Here is a 14,836-nt window from a genome sequence, read left to right as displayed (position 1 = left end):
GATAAAAGAACGGCTGAGGAGCCGTTCTTTTTTCGTGAGAATCGCTAAGTTAATCTTGTTCTAACAATAATCCTTGTTCTTTTAATGCGTCAATGACCGCTTCAAGTTGCGGCTTGGAATTCGCCTCAATGGTATGAAGGTGTACCCCCGAAGTGAGTTCCGACAAAAGGGAGGCGTTTGTCGTCGAAAGTTTGGCTAGAAACTGGTCTGCTTCCAAACGATTACCAACGAAAAGGGAGGCCGTTAAATGACCATACAATGGATGTTCAACTGTAACATCTTTCACAGTACCTCCATGATCTACAATGGTATAAAGCTCTTTTTTTGTATCGATTGGTGAATGTTTACACGCTATAACTTGTTCATGTTTCATGTCTTTATGATCTGTACTAAACATTATATACCCTTGCGATGTCGCGATAATCGGTTCATTTCTTGCCTTTAGTAACGAAATATCCTGAACGATGACTTGTCGACTAACATTCGTTCGTCTAGATAAATCACTTCCGGTTAATGGTTTTTCGCTCTCTTTTAACCACTGAAGTAAGAGCGATCTTCGCTTCTCTCCTAATATTTTTTCTCCTTGTCCCATACCTGAAGACCCCTTTCCAAGAACATGTTCTCCACCCTTATTATATCTTTGTTACGGAACAGCGTGTAAGGATTTCATAAATTCCGTCTACCGTTTTTTCGATCTCTTCTAGAGTTGTGTTGCATCCAAGACTGATACGAACGAGCTCTCTTGCTTCATCATTTGTTCTTCCCATCGCACGTAATGTTTTGGAAGGTTGCTGTTGACCTATGGTGCAAGCTGACCCAGTTGAGACTGCAATGCCAATCCGATTTAACTCTAACATCACATATTGTCCTTCAATCCCTTTTAATCGAATTCCAATAATATGGGGGAGTCCCTCTTTCCCTTCGATGACAATATTCGGATGTGCCAATCGGTTCAGGAGGTGAGAGCGGAAATTTGTAAGCTTTTTTTGATACGTGTTTAATTGATGGACCGCTTCCTCTGCTGCAGCTGCAAAAGAAAAGATGCCCGGAACATTCACAGTGCCAGGACGAAATCCTTTTTCATGAACCGTTCCTGGCATAACTGGCTTCCAGGAGATTGAGGGATCGATATAGCAAGCGCCTACGCCTTTTGGTCCATACACTTTATGAGAAGAAAGAGATACGGCAGAAAGGTGCATTTCAGATACGTCTAAATTTACTTTTCCAAACGCTTGAACAGCATCTGTGTGAAAAAGGATACGGCGTTTTGCTAACTCCATACCAATCTTTTTAAGAGGTTGAAGTGTACCAATTTCACTGTTTCCAAAAGCAATTGATACTAAAATAGTGTCCTCCCGTATGGCTTCTAGAATTCGCTCTACAGACACTTGGCCGCTTTCGTCATATGAAACGTATGTGACATCGTATCCTGCTTGTTTGAATTGTGAAATGGTATTCAGTACAGAAGAATGTTCAGCACTTGCTGTAATGATATGTCCTCTCGTAAAAGAGTTAATTATACTTTGAAGTGCTAAAACATTAGCTTCCGTTCCACCAGAAGTGAAATATACACCGTTTGGGTCGCCATTTATAAGCGAGGCGATAGAGCTCCGAGCATTTTCTAATAAATAAGTGGCGTCAGTTCCAGCGTTATGAGCACTTTCAGTATTTCCAAAGAATTGTTTAGCGGATTGCGTATAAGCGTGTATTGCTGTATCGGACATAGGGGTTGAAGCGGCATAATCTAAATAAATCATATTGTCTCCTCATTTTCAGTCTTGTTATTTATTAAAATATATGTAAATATAGGTGTCAAGACACATGTTAAGTTTTGTGGGTGTTTTTGATATCGTATAGTGAGAGAAGGGGTTTCATGGAGCTGTTTAGCACGGAAGTATTAGTGATTGGTAGTGGCGTAGCTGGGTTGATGGCTGCTGAACGTCTTTCATTGGAAAAGAATGTGACGATTATCACAAAGTCGACTCTTGGTAAAAGCAATTCGAAGCTTGCACAGGGTGGAATTGCAGCAGCAATGACTGTAGAGGACAGCTGGACCAATCATTTCTTTGATACGATCCGAGCAGGCGTCTTTCATAATAACGAAGAACTAACAGAGCTGCTCGTTAAAAAGGGTCCAATGCAAGTCAGGCATCTTATTAATCTGGGAGTACAGTTTGATAAAAGCAGTGATGGAGAATACAAAAGATGTCAAGAAGGGGCCCATAGTATACCGCGAATTTTTCATGCTGGTGGAGATGCTACGGGAAAAGAAATCATTCATACGCTCATACACCGGATAAAAAAACGATGTACCATTCTTGAGGATCACATGGCGATTGATTTCCTTATGGATGAAGGGAAATGCACGGGCGTCAAAGTCCTAAATCAAAACGGAGAAATCATAATAGTGAAGGCGGCATATACCATACTTGCAACGGGAGGAGCCGGGCAGCTTTACCCCGTCACCTCAAATGATTCAGCGATTACTGGGGATGGGCTTGCCATGGCTTATCGAGCTGGAGCTAAATTAACAGACCTTGAGTTTATGCAATTTCATCCAACGATGTATGCAGGCATATCTGATCGGTCATTTTTAATTTCTGAAGCGGTTCGCGGTGAAGGCGGCACATTGATCACATCAAGTGGGAGTCGTCTCATGGAAGGAAAGCACGAGCAATGCGACCTTGCGCCAAGAGATATTGTAGCGAGAGCGATTCAAGATGAAAACTCCCAAGTGTACCTCGATATTTCAACCATACTGCAGTTTGAAGATAGATTTCCGACAATTGCGTTGCAGTGTCAAAAACATGGCGTAGATTTAGGCGAGAGGATGATTCCTGTAAAGCCTGGTGCGCATTTTCTTATGGGCGGTGTGATGACAGATCAGTTTGGGCGAACTTCTCTTGATGGATTATTTGCTCTTGGTGAAGTTGCCCATACAGGGGTGCACGGGGCCAATCGTCTCGCAAGTAACTCTCTTCTAGAAGGTATTGTTTTTGCATATGAAGCAGCTGAGTGGATATTGCACCATCATCGAAATGTGCCAACAAGCGAAATAAAAGAGCAAGAAACAAGGTTGAAAGAGCCGTCTGTAAGTACATCGGAATTAAAAAACGTTATGGCTCAGTATGTAGGTATGAAACGAACAAGTGCAGGGCTAGATTTTGCGATAAAGTTACTCCAACCGGATATGATGAATGAAGTTAGTAAGTTAGATTTTCAGTCACTTGAACGAGCGAATATGGGACTGGTCAGCTGGCTAATGGCGACTTCCGCTTATTTACGTAAAGAAAGCAGGGGCGCTCATTATCGAGCCGACTTTCCGTTACAGCTACAAGAATGGAAGCAAAAAAGAATACTTAGGAGGATTCATCAAGATGATTGGGTTAAAAGTCAGAAAAGATCTCGAACAATTCTTTATTGAAGATTTGGGAACTTCGGATTTGTCGAGCGAGCTACTATTTCCTGAAGATGAGCAAGCAGAAGCGGTTTTGATTTCGAAGGAAAGCGGCGTTTTTTGTGGTAAAGAAGTCATTGAAATTGGCTTTCGAATGCTTGATGAAGCGAGTCGCATTGAAGTAAACGTAACGGACGGTAATCTTGTTGAAGAAGGAGATGTTATTGCATCTATAAAAGGAAATATTCGAGCAATACTGACGGGGGAGCGCGTTATATTAAATTTAATTCAACGAATGAGCGGCGTGGCTACAATGACAGCTCGTGCAATTGAACTTCTTGATGATACTTCCATTCGTATTTGTGATACGCGCAAAACGACCCCAGGCCTTCGCATGTATGAAAAGTATGCAGTGAGGTGTGGAGGAGGGGTTAACCACAGGATAACACTTGATGGTGGTGTGATGCTAAAAGATAATCATATTGCACAGTTTGGGAGTATTGAAGGGGCCGTGTCACATGTTAGGAGCCGTCTTGGACATATGACTAAAATTGAAGTTGAGACATCAACTGAAAAAGAAGTGCTTGAAGCTGTAAAGGTTCAAGCTGACGTAATTATGTTCGATAATTGTTCACCAAAAGAAGTAGAGGCGTACACGAAATTAGTTCCTGAACCGCTCATCTCGGAAGCTTCAGGGGGGATTACGCTTGATAACTTAGCATCTTTTCGGAAAACAGGAGTGAACATGATTTCACTAGGTTGTTTGACTCATTCTGTTCAAAGCCTTGATATTAGCTTACGCATGAAAGGGGAATTATAAAATGAGTATTTTAAATGCCTTAACGAAGCCTGGACTACCCGAACACTATAAAAACCTATCAGAAGAAGAGATGGTAAAGAGGGTCGAAGCAATTAAAGCAGAGATGGGAGATCGGTTATATCTTCCAGCTCATCATTATCAAAAAGATGAAGTTGTTCAGTTTGCAGATGATACAGGAGATTCTCTTCAACTGGCACAGTTAGCTGCGCGAAATAAAAAAGCAGAAGCAATCGTGTTTTGTGGGGTTCATTTCATGGCCGAAACCGCTGATATTTTAACAGAAGACCATCAAACAGTGATTCTTCCTGATATGCGAGCAGGTTGTTCAATGGCAGACATGGCTGATATTTATCAAACAGAGCGCGCCTGGACAAAGCTTCAATCACGTTTTGGTGATACGATTCTTCCTTTAACGTATGTCAATTCAACGGCTGCGATAAAAGCGTTTGTTGGGAAAAATGGAGGCGCAACAGTGACATCATCTAATGCAATGGCGATGGTAGACTGGAGCTTTACTCAGAAAGAACGTATATTGTTTTTGCCAGATCAACATCTCGGAAGAAATACCGCTTACGAACTTGGTGTTCCTTTAGAAGCAATGGCTGTATGGGATCCAATCACCGATACGCTAGAGTACGAAGGGGATGTTGATGCAGTAAAAGTGATATTATGGAAAGGTCATTGCTCAGTGCATGAGAAATTTACTGTTGAAAACATAGAAGAAGTAAGACAGCGTTTTTCAGATATGAATGTCATTGTTCATCCTGAGTGCAGTTTTGAGGTAGTGGAACGATCGGATTTCTCTGGTTCTACAAAAATGATTATTGAGACAATCGAACAGGCAAAACCAGGTTCAAAGTGGGCGATTGGTACGGAAATGAACCTGGTTAACCGCATCATACAGCAACATCAAAATAAAACAATTGTTTCCTTAAACCCAAACATGTGCCCATGCCTAACCATGAATCGTATTGATTTACCGCATCTCCTCTGGGCACTTGAAGAAGTTCAGCAAGGAAAGAAAACCAATCAAATTAAAGTAGAGGCAGAAGCAGCTTATTACGCAAATCAAGCGTTGGATCGTATGCTCGAACGTGCATAGAAAAAAAGGAATCAGACAATAGGTTTGATTCCTTTTTTTAATATTAATAACTCTCCTGACTCATAGGCACACTCTCTCCTGCATATTAATGTGATGATCTTATCCTTTCAAAAAGGTAGCAATCTGCCCAGTCATGCATACACTGTACTGAATTTCATTGTACTGATTACAGGAGGGAGTTTTTTAGGTTGAAAATACATGTTGTTCAAAAAGGCGATACGTTATGGAAAATCGCTAAAAAATATGGTGTTGATTTTGAGCAATTAAAAGCTGTTAATACACAGCTTAAAAATCCTAATATGATTATGCCAGGTATGAAAGTGAAAGTTCCATCAGGTGGCGTTCCGGTTAAGAAGAAAGAAATGCCGATCAAAGAAATGAAAAAAGAAATGCCAATGAAAAAAGAAGCGCCGATGAAGCCGAAAGAAAAACCGTCCATGACAATGCCGATTAACAATGAGTTAAACATGGGGTTAAATATGAACATGAACATGAATATGATGCCTCAGGAAGAAAAGCCTAAGAAAGTGAAACCAAAAGAAACAAAGCCTGAAAAGAAAGTTGAAGAGAAAAAAGCACCGGAGAAAAAAACGGTTGAGAAAGCGAAGAAAATCGCTGAAAAAAAACCTGTTGAAAAAGCAAATAAAGCAGAGAATTTATTTTATCCAATGAATGATGAGGAAGTGCTCAGTGAGTATGAATCATCATCAATGGAAATGCCACCGCCACCAATGAATCAAGGATACCCTAATAACAACGTAGCTGGGACCATGAGCTATGCGAATAAAGAATATAACGGTGGTTATCCAGGCTACCCAACATCAGTAGGCGGAGCTCACATGGGCTATCCTAATAACCAAAACGTAGCTGGAGCTTACAACAATCCGAACCAAAACGTAGCTGGAGCGAACATGAACAATTATGGAATGGGCGAAGAAAGCTCTGAAGTAGCAGGAGCATATGAAAGCTATGGTGAAAAAGGAAACAATGGTTCAGTAGCAGGCATGCAGTCATGGGGAAATCCAAACGAAAACGTAGCAGGAGCATATGAAGGCTACGGTCAAAAAGGAAATAATGGAGGCTACCCTGGCTCAGTAGCAGGCATGCAGTCATGGGGAAATCCAAACGAAAACGTAGCCGGCGCGTATGAAGGCTACGGTCAAAAAGGAAATAATGGAGGCTACCCTGGCTCAGTCGCAGGCATGCAATCATGGGGGAATCCAAACGAAAACGTAGCTGGAGCATATGAAGGCTACGGTCAAAAAGGAAATAATGGAGGCTACCCTGGCTCAGTAGCAGGCATGCAATCATGGGGCAATCCAAACGAAAACGTAGCCGGCGCGTATGAAGGCTACGGTCAAAAAGGAAATAATGGAGGCTACCCTGGTTCAGTAGCAGGCATGCAATCATGGGGGAATCCAAACGAAAACGTAGCCGGCGCGTATGAAGGCTACGGTCAAAAAGGGAACAATGGAGGCTACCCTGGCTCAGTAGCAGGCATGCAATCATGGGGGAATCCAAACGAAAATGTGGCCGGAGCATATGAAGGCTACGGTCAAAAAGGAAATAATGGAGGCTACCCTGGCTCAGTAGCGGGCATGCAATCATGGGGGAATCCAAACGAAAACGTGGCCGGAGCATATGAAGGTTACGGTCAAAAAGGGAATAATGGAGGCTACCCTGGCTCAGTAGCGGGCATGCAATCATGGGGGAATCCAAACGAGAACGTAGCCGGAGCCTCAATGGGGTATGGTAATGGAATGGCGCCGTATGGCAATGAAGAATATCCAGAAGCTGTGATGGGGGCATATGGTTATCCGAATCAAAATGTAGGTGGAATGATGATGCCTCCTGGCTATCCAACTCAGCCGATGTATCAGCAGCATAACTGCGGGTGTGGGGGGAGTCAAGTCTCTCCGTATCAACAAATGGCTCCATATGCAAACCCTGGATACGTTCAGGGAGCTAATAAGGCTCCAATGATGGATTATATGGGAATGGAAAGTAGCTATGCGGAATCACGCTAGTCATAGGGAGGGGGCTATCCTAAAAGGGATACGCCCCTTTTTTATCCAAATAAATCCAATTAATCCACTTGTTTGGAGAGCTATAACTAACAATGGAGAAGCTGTTTTTTTGAAAGCTGCACCAAGAAAAGAGACCGTCTTTAAACAAATTAAAATTTCTTCCGTTGCATCATCCTTTGTTTCTTATCTTCCTTTCTCGGATGGCGAATGGATAAAAGAAAGTGGTGGGCTTACGTTCGCATGCATGAAAACAATAGAAGGACGAGCGCTTAATTATGCTTTAAAGGAAGATCGTCATCTTGCGGTTGAGAAAATTGCACATTTTCATGAAGAAGTTCAAGGGACGAGTTGTGATGATATTCCAACGCTTGCGCTTATTCCAAAATGGAGGAACCGCTTCGTTCGTTTTAAACAAGATATCGAAGGCAATGTGTATCCTCCTCAGCAAGAAAAGCTTATCCATTTTTATTTGTCAATAGGTGAACATGTTGTCTCGCAAATGAAAGAAGTGGCACGACTTGAAGAAACTGCTTTACGTTACCGCTATATTGTTCACGGCGACCCTGCACACCATAATTTCATCTTTAGTAGGAATCAATTACGACTGATTGATGGCGATTTGATTAGCTATGCACCACGCGAATATGATTATTTACAGCTATTAAACCGAATGCTTCCTCACTGTAATTGGTCCTTAGATGAATGGCAAGAATCGTATATTTATCCGCTACGTCAATGTATTGAAACCCCTTATCTTAGAAAACTGCTTGCCTATCCTGCCGATTTTTACCGGGAATGGTTAGTGAATCCTAGTGGAAGAAATGAATTGTTAGTAAAAACTGAAGAACACCATTCAAAACGTGCCGAATTTGTCCATACTGTACTTTAATTAGTACCATTGTTACCTAGAACTAACAGATTAAAAACATCAGCCTCCTCACATTCTAAAGGTGAAAGGAGGTTATAAATTTGAGAAAAACGATACTGACGCTTTCTACAATGATGCTTGCTGGTGGGTTAATCGGATGTACGGCTGATAATGAGGCAATGGATACGCGTTATAATGATTCCACACGTCCGATTGGATACTACACTAGTGAAAATAATAACGGGGACTACCGAGAAGGTCCCGTTACAGACATGGTGGATCGCGATTATGCAAATGGTGTTAAAGCCCCAGATAGAAAGCAAATTGATAAACGTAATGGGATGAATGGACCAGGTTACATGCGAACCGATGATAATTATTCAGGTTACGACAATGAATTGTCTAAACGACTTGCGAAGCGCATTAATAAGCTTAAAAACGTGGATGACTCTCGTGTTATTGTATACGGAGATCAGATTATGATCGGCGTCGATACGAATGACAAAAATGATGCGGATGTAAAAGATAAAGTCCGTAGCGAAGTAGCGAAAGTGACTAAGCAGAAAAATATTTCGATTTCAACGGATGAAGATGTGTTTGGCCGAATGGGTGATGTGAACAATCGTCTGGCAGATGGCAAAGGTTTTGAAGAAGTTCAGTCTGATGTTAATGCGATTCTAAATGATATCGGCAATGCAGCAAAACGACCTTTTGAAAACAACAAGTAATTAGAATAACGAGCGGGCTGAAGCCTGCTCGTTTACATATGCAGAACGCTTTTCGGTTAAATGATTCTTATGTTACGTTTAATGGAATCAGTACGTTTGAAAGGAGTTCTTAATGATGGCAGGACATTCCAAATGGAAAAATATTCAGCGTAGAAAAAACGCCCAGGATGCGAAACGTGGAAAAGTATTCATGAAGTTAGCTAAAGAAATTTTTGTCGCCGCAAAGCAAGGCGGTGGCGATCCAGAAACAAATCCTTCCTTAAGGCTTGCTATTGATAAAGCAAAATCCTCAAATATGCCGAACGATAACATTGATCGTGCAATTAAAAAAGCGACAGGCGACCTAGACGGCGTCCAATACGAGAATGTGACTTATGAGGGCTATGGACCAGGAGGAGCCGCCATTATGGTCCAATTGCTAACAGATAACAAAAATCGTGCTGCGGCAGATGTACGTCATGCTTTTAGTAAAAATAAAGGGAATATGGGTGAAAATGGATGCGTCTCCTTTTTATTTAATCGGAAAGGTCTTTTCATTCTAGATCGCTCTGAAAATGAACTTGATGGAGAAGAATTAATGCTTCAGGTTATTGAAGCCGGTGCAGAAGAAATGGAAACGACGGAAGAAGCCTATGAAATCTATACAGATCCGCAAGATTTCCGGTACGTTAAACAGCAGTTAGAAGCGAAAGGTTTGACCTTTTCATCCGCTGAAATAACGATGATTCCAGAAACGTATACCCCTTTAGAAGACAATGATGGCATTGACATGGTGAAACTCATTGACCAACTTGAAGATAATGATGATGTTCAAGAAGTTTATCACAATGCAGAAATAAATGATGAGGTTTATGAGCAACTGTAAGCTACAGATTATCTGTAGCTTTTTTGATGCATACAGTTTGCTAAATTGGAAACGCTAACGGCATGAACTTCTTGTATATGGAAGAAAGGTGTTGGAAACATATGAAAATCCTTTATCCACTCATTCTCTTAGGTTGTCTAGTAGTCTTTGGAGGAAACTCAGTTGAGGCTTTCTACCCTGAAAACGGGTTAGCGGTAAAAAGAGAGGTTGGGCAAGAGGATGGTCCTTTAATTATTGAAGTTGAGTTACGAACAAACTATGCAGACGGTGTGACTACAAAACGATCGGTGTATGAAACGATTTGGTCAATGGAAGATTTATGGAGTGAATATGCAGACTGGCAACTTCTTGATCAGGAAGAAGGGAAAATGGTTTTTGAGCGAAATTTTGAAGATATTTCGCCAGCTAGTAAACAAAATGGCCATTTTGGATTAACGGAGGATGGTATTTTAACCATTTTTGATGGCGATCCTGCCGATGAAAAAGTCATTCAGACGTTCTTCCAAATTGACGTTGGAAAGCTTGAAAGTCAAAGGCGCGAACAGCTTATGGAGGGCATTCCGGTCGAGTCATGGTACCAGTTTGAAGATGTTATTCAATCTTTTTCCAAAATTAAAAGCGAACCTGTCCAATAGGACGGGTTTTTGCATTTAAATAGTAACTCTTGGTCAAGCGCTCCAATCTCTCCGTTTCTAAACGCTCATCTCCGCTTTTCATGTCTAGCTGCGCGGGCCAAATCCTCTGTCTGTTTCACCCAATCGAATGAGACAAAAACCGTCTCAATCTCATGGGTTCCAACATCCTGCGGATTTTAACCGGCCCGCTCCGCTTTTCATGTTTTTATGGTAGAATGGAGAGATAGAAATACATGTTCGTATGTACAAGGGGAGAGAGTAGCTTTGATTGAATATATTAAAGGCACGGTTGAATATATTGATACAGAATACATTGTGGTGGAGTCCAATGCGATTGGTTATAAAATCTATTGTGGCAACCCATTTGAGTTTCAGAAATATCGAAATCAATCGATCCAAATTTTTACCCATCATTACGTGAGAGAAGATTTAATTGCTCTTTATGGCTTTCCGACGCGAGAAGAGCGCCTTTTGTTTGAGAAGCTTTTAAATGTATCAGGTATTGGTCCTAAAGGAGCTGTTGCGATCTTAGCAACTGGTGAACCTGATAAAGTGGTAAGTGCGATTGAGATGGAAGATGAAAAATTCCTAACCAAGTTTCCAGGTGTAGGAAAGAAAACCGCACGTCAAATTATCCTTGATTTAAAGGGGAAGCTAAAAGGTTTTGGAGCCCCAACCGAAGGGTTATTTGCTATTGATGAGGTGCCAGAAGAGGGCGCTCATGAACTTGATGAAGCGTTAGAAGCCTTGAAGGCTCTCGGATACGCCGAACGAGAAATTAAGAAGGTTAAACCGAAACTCCTAGAAGAAACGCTAACAACCGATCAGTATATTAAGAAAGCTCTTCAGCTTATGCTGAAGCAATAAGGAGGGAGTAACGTGGAAGATCGCATTCTTTCCGGAGAACAGGTCGGCGACGACTCATCCGTGGAATATAGCCTCCGTCCTCAGCGATTAAGTCAGTATATTGGACAAGATAAAGTAAAGCGAAATCTTGAAGTGTTTATTGAAGCGGCAAAAATGCGAGAAGAACCTCTCGATCATGTGTTGTTATATGGTCCTCCAGGTCTCGGTAAAACGACTTTATCCGCCATCATTGCAAATGAAATGGAAGTGAACTTGCGCACCACATCAGGACCTGCCATTGAACGTCCAGGTGACTTAGCGGCTATTTTAACGGCGCTGGAACCGGGAGATGTGTTGTTTATTGATGAGATTCATCGACTTCCGAGAAGTGTGGAGGAAGTGCTCTATCCCGCTATGGAGGATTATTGTTTGGATATTGTCATTGGTAAGGGAGAAACAGCCAGGTCGGTTCGGCTAGATTTACCACCATTCACACTTGTTGGGGCGACAACAAGAGCGGGGTTATTAACAGCTCCTTTACGAGATCGTTTTGGTGTTCTGAGCAGACTAGAATATTATTTAGAAGATGAATTGCAAACAATTATTTTAAGAACAGCTGATATCTTTAATGTGGAAATAGCCCCGGATGCAGCGGCGGAGCTATCTCGCCGTTCTCGCGGCACACCTCGAATTGCCAATCGCCTGTTAAAACGGGTAAGGGATTTTGCTCAAGTAAAAGGGGATGGGGTGATCTCATCTTCACTTGCTGCACAGGCCCTCGAGATGATGCAGGTGGACCCGCTTGGACTCGATCATATCGATCACAAGCTTTTGTTAGCGATTATCGAAAAATTCCGTGGCGGGCCAGTGGGAGTGGATACGATTGCTGCTACGATTGGAGAAGAAAGTCATACGATTGAAGATGTATATGAGCCCTATCTTCTTCAAATTGGCTTTCTTCAGCGCACCCCTCGTGGTCGTATGGTGACACATCAAGTGTATGAACACTTTGGCTTGGAGGCTCCCAAGTAACGATGGGCATTTCAAAGCTATTTATCGTGTTGGGGCTTGCTTTTTTAGCTATTGGAGTTTTGTGGTCCTTTGTCGGTAAATTACCGGGTGATTTGGTATTTAAGAGAGGAAACACTACCTTCTTTTTTCCGATTGTTACTTCGATTGTGGTTAGTATCGTCCTGTCACTTCTCTTTTTTATTATAGGTAAGTTCAGATAAGGGGGAGCTGTCCACCTACCAGTAATGAACTGGTAGGGTGGGGAACTGCCCCTTAAGGGTGCGCGGACCTGTTGAGCTGTGGTAAAATCAATAAAGTTGAACATTTTTTAGAAATAGTGGTGAAAAAAATGAACGTAAATGATTTTGATTTTGAACTTCCCGAACGTTTGATAGCGCAGACCCCGTTAAAAGAACGGACAAAATCTCGCTTGATGATCTTAGATCCAGCGGAACAAAAGCTTCATCATAAAGAATTCTCTAACCTGGAGGAATATATCCAACCGGGTGATTGTCTTGTATTGAATGATACGCGTGTCATGCCAGCAAGATTATACGGATCAAAAGAAGAAACTGGTGCAAAAATTGAAGTTCTCCTGCTTAAGCAAATGGAAGAAGACGAATGGGAGACGCTTGTAAAACCTGCCAAGCGAGTGAAGCCAGGCACTGTGATTTCATTTGGTGATGGACGTCTTACAGCTGTATGTAAAGAGTCACTCGAACATGGTGGGCGAGTATTGGAGTTCAAGTATGAAGGCGTTTTTTATGAAATTCTTGATCAGCTTGGCGAAATGCCTCTTCCTCCATATATTACAGAAACGTTGGATGATCAAGAGCGTTATCAAACTGTTTTTGCAAAGCATAGGGGATCTGCTGCTGCCCCTACTGCAGGCCTGCATTTTACTGAGGAAATGCTTGAGCGTCTCGAAAACAAAGGCGTTCATATAGCATTTATTACCCTTCATGTTGGGCTTGGTACGTTCAGGCCAGTTTCAGTGGATAATATTCTTGAACATGAAATGCATGGGGAATTTTATCAACTGACGAAGGGGACGGCGGACCTGTTGAACCGAGTACGAGAAGAGGGTGGTCGGATCATCTCGGTAGGGACTACTTCAACGAGAACGCTTGAAACCGTAGCATCAGCTCATAATGGGCGTTTTGAAGAAGCATCTGGTTGGACTGAAATTTTTATTTACCCGGGTTATACGTTTAAAGCAATTGATGGACTGATTACAAACTTCCACCTTCCTCAGTCAACATTGATCATGCTCGTAAGCGCCCTTGCGGGAAGAGATTTTGTGCTTTCCGCTTATCGTACGGCCGTTGAAGAAGAGTACCGATTCTTTAGTTTCGGTGATGCCATGTTGATTTTGGAAGGGAGCACGAAGAAATGACGGAACCAATCCGCTATGAATTAATTAAAACGTGTAAACAAAGTGGTGCACGTCTTGGTAAACTGCATACGCCACATGGAACATTCGAAACGCCGATGTTTATGCCAGTTGGAACGCTTGCAACGGTTAAAACAATGAGTCCGGAAGAGTTGAAAGAAATGGGAGCGGGGGTTATTCTTAGTAATACCTATCACCTCTGGCTTCGTCCAGGACACGATATCGTCAAAGAAGCGGGCGGTCTTCATAAGTTTATGAACTGGGACCAGCCTATCCTGACTGATTCCGGTGGCTTCCAGGTATTTAGTTTAAGTGATCTCAGACAAATTGAAGAAAAAGGCGTCCATTTCCGTAATCATTTAAGTGGTGAAAAGCTTTTCCTTTCTCCAGAAGGAGCAATGGAAATTCAAAATGCCCTTGGTTCTGATATTATGATGGCATTCGATGAGTGCCCTCCCTATCCAGCCGAATTTGACTATATGAAGAGTTCTGTTGAGCGGACAAGTCGATGGGCAGAGCGTTGTTTAACAGCTCATGAACGTAAAGATATACAAGGATTATTTGGTATTGTTCAAGGCGGGGAGTATGAAGAATTAAGAAAGCAAAGCGCCGAAGATCTTGTGTCGCTTGATTTTCCAGGTTATGCGATTGGCGGGCTTTCCGTTGGGGAACCAAAAGATGTGATGAATCGTGTTCTCGAATTTACGACGCCTCATCTTCCATCTCAGAAGCCGCGTTATCTCATGGGTGTTGGATCACCCGATTCTCTTATAGATGGTGCGATTCGAGGAGTAGATATGTTCGATTGTGTGCTTCCAACGCGGATTGCGCGCAATGGAACACTGATGACGAGTAACGGTCGACTTGTGGTTCGAAATGCAAAATACGCACGCGATTTCCGTCCACTTGATGAAAATTGTGATTGTCACGTTTGTCGAAATTACTCAAGAGCGTATATTCGCCATCTTGTGAAATCAAACGAAACGTACGGCTTTCGCTTAACGACTTACCATAACCTTTATTTTCTGTTAAACTTGATGAAGCAAGTTAGACAGGCGATTATGGATGACCGTCTTCTAGATTTTAAGGCTGAGTTTTTTGAACAGTATGGGTTTAATAAACCAAATGCGAAAAACTTTTAATC

The 14,836-nt window shown here is 42.1% G+C and carries 15 protein-coding genes; 13 read left to right on the top strand and 2 right to left on the bottom strand.

What is annotated here, in order from left to right; all coding sequences use genetic code 11:
* Window positions 1-49 precede the first annotated feature (49 nt).
* Both PQ511_RS05630 and PQ511_RS05625 read right to left on the bottom strand, forming a co-directional pair.
* On the bottom strand, window positions 50-592 hold the full coding sequence (locus PQ511_RS05630) for a transcription repressor NadR (RefSeq protein ID WP_273850936.1): 543 nt from the start codon (window positions 590-592) through the stop codon (window positions 50-52).
* A 40-nt stretch (window positions 593-632) separates the two neighbouring features.
* The gene (locus PQ511_RS05625) at window positions 633-1,757 is read right to left on the bottom strand and encodes an IscS subfamily cysteine desulfurase (RefSeq protein ID WP_273850935.1); all 1,125 of its coding nucleotides are present in this window, start codon (window positions 1,755-1,757) and stop codon (window positions 633-635) included.
* Window positions 1,758-1,873: 116 nt separating this feature from the next.
* Between PQ511_RS05625 and nadB the strand changes: the two genes are divergently transcribed.
* The 13 genes from nadB to tgt all read left to right on the top strand — a co-directional run bounded on the left by nadB (window position 1,874) and on the right by tgt (window position 14,834).
* Entirely contained in the window at window positions 1,874-3,424 is a 1,551-nt protein-coding gene (gene nadB, locus PQ511_RS05620; RefSeq protein WP_273850934.1) for an L-aspartate oxidase, read from the top strand.
* Window positions 3,378-4,217 (top strand): carboxylating nicotinate-nucleotide diphosphorylase, encoded by an 840-nt coding sequence (gene nadC, locus PQ511_RS05615; protein ID WP_273850933.1) that lies wholly within the window; start codon window positions 3,378-3,380, stop codon window positions 4,215-4,217. Before nadB ends, nadC begins: the two co-directional genes overlap by 47 nt.
* Before the next feature lies 1 nt (window position 4,218).
* A complete protein-coding gene (gene nadA / locus PQ511_RS05610) occupies window positions 4,219-5,319 on the top strand; it encodes a quinolinate synthase NadA (protein WP_273850932.1) in 1,101 nt (366 codons plus the stop codon).
* A 188-nt stretch (window positions 5,320-5,507) separates the two neighbouring features.
* Window positions 5,508-7,346 carry a SafA/ExsA family spore coat assembly protein gene (gene safA / locus PQ511_RS05605; protein ID WP_273850931.1) on the top strand — a complete coding sequence of 613 codons (1,839 nt, stop codon included), beginning with the start codon at window positions 5,508-5,510 and terminating at the stop codon, window positions 7,344-7,346.
* A 109-nt stretch (window positions 7,347-7,455) separates the two neighbouring features.
* Window positions 7,456-8,235, top strand: a complete 780-nt coding sequence (locus tag PQ511_RS05600) for a phosphotransferase (protein ID WP_273850930.1) — start codon at window positions 7,456-7,458, stop codon at window positions 8,233-8,235.
* A gap of 80 nt (window positions 8,236-8,315) precedes the next feature.
* Complete coding sequence (locus tag PQ511_RS05595) at window positions 8,316-8,942, top strand: YhcN/YlaJ family sporulation lipoprotein (protein ID WP_273850929.1); 627 nt, start codon at window positions 8,316-8,318, stop codon at window positions 8,940-8,942.
* A 115-nt stretch (window positions 8,943-9,057) separates the two neighbouring features.
* A complete protein-coding gene (locus PQ511_RS05590; protein ID WP_273850928.1) occupies window positions 9,058-9,807 on the top strand; it encodes a YebC/PmpR family DNA-binding transcriptional regulator in 750 nt (249 codons plus the stop codon).
* Between the two features lie 101 nt (window positions 9,808-9,908).
* A complete protein-coding gene (locus PQ511_RS05585; protein WP_273850927.1) occupies window positions 9,909-10,442 on the top strand; it encodes a BofC C-terminal domain-containing protein in 534 nt (177 codons plus the stop codon).
* 264 nt (window positions 10,443-10,706) lie between these two features.
* Window positions 10,707-11,309 carry a Holliday junction branch migration protein RuvA gene (ruvA, locus tag PQ511_RS05580; RefSeq protein ID WP_273850926.1) on the top strand — a complete coding sequence of 201 codons (603 nt, stop codon included), beginning with the start codon at window positions 10,707-10,709 and terminating at the stop codon, window positions 11,307-11,309.
* A 12-nt stretch (window positions 11,310-11,321) separates the two neighbouring features.
* A complete protein-coding gene (gene ruvB / locus PQ511_RS05575) occupies window positions 11,322-12,320 on the top strand; it encodes a Holliday junction branch migration DNA helicase RuvB (RefSeq protein ID WP_273850925.1) in 999 nt (332 codons plus the stop codon).
* A 2-nt stretch (window positions 12,321-12,322) separates the two neighbouring features.
* Window positions 12,323-12,520, top strand: coding sequence for a DUF2905 domain-containing protein (locus tag PQ511_RS05570; protein WP_273850924.1), 198 nt, complete (start codon window positions 12,323-12,325; stop codon window positions 12,518-12,520).
* Between the two features lie 128 nt (window positions 12,521-12,648).
* A complete protein-coding gene (gene queA, locus PQ511_RS05565; protein WP_273850923.1) occupies window positions 12,649-13,695 on the top strand; it encodes a tRNA preQ1(34) S-adenosylmethionine ribosyltransferase-isomerase QueA in 1,047 nt (348 codons plus the stop codon).
* Window positions 13,692-14,834, top strand: coding sequence for a tRNA guanosine(34) transglycosylase Tgt (tgt, locus tag PQ511_RS05560; RefSeq protein WP_226656658.1), 1,143 nt, complete (start codon window positions 13,692-13,694; stop codon window positions 14,832-14,834). The genes queA and tgt overlap by 4 nt, the downstream gene beginning before the upstream one ends.
* The last annotated feature ends 2 nt before the right edge of the window (window positions 14,835-14,836 follow it).

It is taken from the genome of Guptibacillus spartinae (genome assembly GCF_028610625.1).
Lineage (GTDB): Bacteria > Bacillota > Bacilli > Bacillales > Guptibacillaceae > Guptibacillus > Guptibacillus spartinae.
This window is presented reverse-complemented; position numbering and strand designations above follow the sequence as displayed.

What these genes read in the sequence shown, in the direction of transcription:
- tgt (WP_226656658.1), top strand. Translation starts at nt 13,692, where the DNA reads ATGACGGAACCAATCCGCTATGAATTAATTAAAACGTGTAAACAAAGT.
- PQ511_RS05630 (WP_273850936.1), bottom strand. Translation starts at nt 592, where the DNA reads ATGGGACAAGGAGAAAAAATATTAGGAGAGAAGCGAAGATCGCTCTTA.
- nadC (WP_273850933.1), top strand. Translation starts at nt 3,378, where the DNA reads ATGATTGGGTTAAAAGTCAGAAAAGATCTCGAACAATTCTTTATTGAA.
- PQ511_RS05625 (WP_273850935.1), bottom strand. Translation starts at nt 1,757, where the DNA reads ATGATTTATTTAGATTATGCCGCTTCAACCCCTATGTCCGATACAGCA.
- queA (WP_273850923.1), top strand. Translation starts at nt 12,649, where the DNA reads ATGAACGTAAATGATTTTGATTTTGAACTTCCCGAACGTTTGATAGCG.
- nadA (WP_273850932.1), top strand. Translation starts at nt 4,219, where the DNA reads ATGAGTATTTTAAATGCCTTAACGAAGCCTGGACTACCCGAACACTAT.
- nadB (WP_273850934.1), top strand. Translation starts at nt 1,874, where the DNA reads ATGGAGCTGTTTAGCACGGAAGTATTAGTGATTGGTAGTGGCGTAGCT.
- PQ511_RS05590 (WP_273850928.1), top strand. Translation starts at nt 9,058, where the DNA reads ATGGCAGGACATTCCAAATGGAAAAATATTCAGCGTAGAAAAAACGCC.
- PQ511_RS05570 (WP_273850924.1), top strand. Translation starts at nt 12,323, where the DNA reads ATGGGCATTTCAAAGCTATTTATCGTGTTGGGGCTTGCTTTTTTAGCT.
- PQ511_RS05585 (WP_273850927.1), top strand. Translation starts at nt 9,909, where the DNA reads ATGAAAATCCTTTATCCACTCATTCTCTTAGGTTGTCTAGTAGTCTTT.